Source organism: Lactobacillus delbrueckii subsp. bulgaricus (assembly GCF_046938665.1).
GTDB lineage: Bacteria > Bacillota > Bacilli > Lactobacillales > Lactobacillaceae > Lactobacillus > Lactobacillus delbrueckii_C.
This window is the reverse complement of the sequence record NZ_JBKZCD010000048.1, coordinates 1-3,201: the sequence shown is the minus strand read 5'-3', so window position 1 is coordinate 3,201 and position 3,201 is coordinate 1. Positions and strand designations below refer to the sequence as shown.

The 3,201-nt window shown below is 52.2% G+C and carries 2 rRNA genes; both read right to left on the bottom strand.

Features of this window, described 5'->3' with window-relative positions:
- A 5S ribosomal RNA gene (gene rrf, locus ACLUXO_RS10080) occupies positions 1–117 on the bottom strand.
- Between the two features lie 69 nt (positions 118–186).
- Positions 187–3,092 (bottom strand): 23S ribosomal RNA (locus ACLUXO_RS10075).
- Positions 3,093–3,201: the final 109 nt, after the last annotated feature.

The following is a 3,201-nucleotide window of genomic DNA, read 5'->3' as shown; positions in this document are numbered from 1 at the left end:
GCGCGGCAGCTTCCTATCCTCGCAGGCAGTTTCCCACCAACTACTTTCGGCGTTAAGAAGCTTAACTGCTGTGTTCGGCATGGGAACAGGTGTATCCTTCTTGCCATTGCCACCGCACTCTTGCTTGAGCTTGCACGCTCAAAACTGAATATCTCTTCCAAGTCAAAACCTCATTGCTTTGCTCTTTTGGTCAAGTCCTCGACTGATTAGTACCGGTCCGCTCCAAGCCTCACGGCTCTTCCACTCCCGGCCTATCTACCTCATCGTCTCTGAGGTGTCTTACTTTCTTGAAGAAATGGGAAATCTCATCTTGAGGGGGGCTTCGCACTTAGATGCTTTCAGCGCTTATCCCGTCCGCACATAGCTACCCAGCGATGCCTTTGGCAAGACAACTGGTACACCAGCGGTGCGTCCATCCCGGTCCTCTCGTACTAAGGACAGCTCCTCTCAAATTTCCTGCGCCCACGACGGATAGGGACCGAACTGTCTCACGACGTTCTGAACCCAGCTCGCGTGCCGCTTTAATGGGCGAACAGCCCAACCCTTGGGACCGACTTCAGCCCCAGGATGCGACGAGCCGACATCGAGGTGCCAAACCTCCCCGTCGATGTGAACTCTTGGGGGAGATAAGCCTGTTATCCCCAGGGTAGCTTTTATCCGTTGAGTGATGGCCCTTCCATGCGGTACCACCAGATCACTAAGCCCTACTTTCGTACCTGCTCGAGTTGTCTCTCTCGCAGTCAAGCTCCCTTTTACCTTTACACTCTGCGAATGATTTCCAACCATTCTGAGGGAACCTTTGGGCGCCTCCGTTACACTTTAGGAGGCGACCGCCCCAGTCAAACTGCCCGTCAAACACTGTCCTCGGCCTGGATCACAGGCCTGAGTTAGAGCATCCGTCAAGCAAGGGTAGTATCCCAACAGCGCCTCAGATAAGACTGGCGTCCTATCTTCTCCGGCTCCTACCTATCCTGTACATGCTTGACAGATACCCAATATTAAACTGCAGTAAAGCTCCATGGGGTCTTTCCGTCCTGTCGCGGGTAACCCGCATCTTCACGGGTATTATAATTTCACCGAGTCTCTCGTTGAGACAGTGCCCAAATCATTACACCTTTCGTGCAGGTCGGAACTTACCCGACAAGGAATTTCGCTACCTTAGGACCGTTATAGTTACGGCCGCCGTTTACTGGGGCTTCAATTCAAACCTTCGCTTGCGCTAAGCTCTCCTCTTAACCTTCCAGCACCGGGCAGGTGTCAGCACCTATACTTCATCTTACGATTTTGCAGATGCCTGTGTTTTTGATAAACAGTTGCTTGGGCCTTTTCACTGCGGCTGATCTTGCGACCAGCGCCCCTTCTCCCGAAGTTACGGGGCCATTTTGCCGAGTTCCTTAACGAGAGTTCTCTCGCTCACCTGAGGATACTCTCCTCGACTACCTGTGTCGGTTTGCGGTACGGGTGCACCGTCTCTGGCTAGAAGCTTTTCTCGGCAGTGTGACGTCGCAGCCTTCGCTACTTTAATTTCGCTCCTCATCACGCCTTGTCCTTATGAAAGCAAGCATTTGACTCGCTCTCAGACTTGACGCTTGAACGTGGTATCCAGCACCACGCGCTGCTAGCCTCCTGCGTCCCTCCATCGCTCATAACGATTCGGTGCAGTACAGGAATTTCAACCTGTTGTCCATCGACTACGCCTCTCGGCCTCGCCTTAGGTCCCGACTTACCCTGGGCGGACGAGCCTGCCCCAGGAAACCTTAGTCTTGCGGCGGACAGGATTCTCACCTGTCTTTCGTTACTCATACCGGCATTCTCACTTCTAGAAGCTCCACATGTCCTCTCGGTCATGCTTCACCGCCGCTAGAACGCTCTCCTACCACGTGCTTGCGCACATCCACAGTTTCGGTATCATGCTTAGCCCCGGTAAATTTTCGGCGCGGCGTCACTCGACTAGTGAGCTATTACGCACTCTTTGAATGATGGCTGCTTCTGAGCCAACGTCCTAGTTGTCTGCGCAACTCCACATCCTTTTCCACTTAGCATGAATTTTGGGACCTTAACTGGTGATCTGGGCTGTTTCCCTTTCGACTACGGATCTTATCACTCGCAGTCTGACTCCCGCACATAAATGTCTGGAATTCGCAGTTTATCTGAATTCAGTAACCCTTGACGGGCCCCTAGTCCAAACAGAGCTCTACCTCCAGCATCCTCTTTGCGAGGCTAGCCCTAAAGCTATTTCGGAGAGAACCAGCTATCTCCAAGTTCGTTTGGAATTTCACCGCTACCCACAACTCATCCCCGCAATTTTCAACTTACGTGGGTTCGGTCCTCCAGCGCGTTTTACCGCGCCTTCAACCTGGTCATGGGTAGGTCACTTGGTTTCGGGTCTGCGTCAGCCAACTGCTCGCCCTATTCAGACTCGCTTTCGCTGCGGCTCCGTCTTTTCTGACTTAACCTTGCTGACTAACGCAACTCGCCGGTTCATTCTACAAAAGGCACGCCATCACCCGTTAACGGGCTTTGACTACTTGTAGGCACACGGTTTCAGGTTCTCTTTCACTCCCCTCCCGGGGTTCTTTTCACCTTTCCCTCACGGTACTGGTTCACTATCGGTCACTGGTTAGTATTTAGCCTTGCGAGATGGTCCTCGCGGATTCAAACGGGATTTCACGTGTCCCGCCCTACTCAGGATACTGATAGGCCTTCTTTGGATTTCGCTTACGGGGCTCTCACCCTCTCTGGCGCGCTTTCCCAAACGCTTCTGCTATCCTCTGAAGTGCCATGACTCAGTCCTACAACCCCGGCAGATAAATCTGCCGGTTTGGGCTCTTTCCTGTTCGCTCGCCGCTACTTGGGAAATCGATATTTCTTTCTCTTCCTGCAGCTACTTAGATGTTTCAGTTCACTGCGTGTTCCTTCCTTAAGCTATGTATTCACTTAAGGATAGCATGTCTGCACATGCTGGGTTCCCCCATTCGGAGACCTCCGGATCAAAGCCTACTTACGGCTCCCCGAAGACTTTCGCGGTTAGTCGCGTCCTTCATCGGCTTCCAGTGCCAAGGCATTCACCGTGCGCCCTTCTTCACTTGACCTTGCAAGTTTGTTCTTTCGAACTCTCTCGGTCGCTTTGCAATGTTTTCATTGATCTCAATGATTCTCGGTTTTTTCTTGGAATTAAGATATTCAGTTTTCAACGTACAA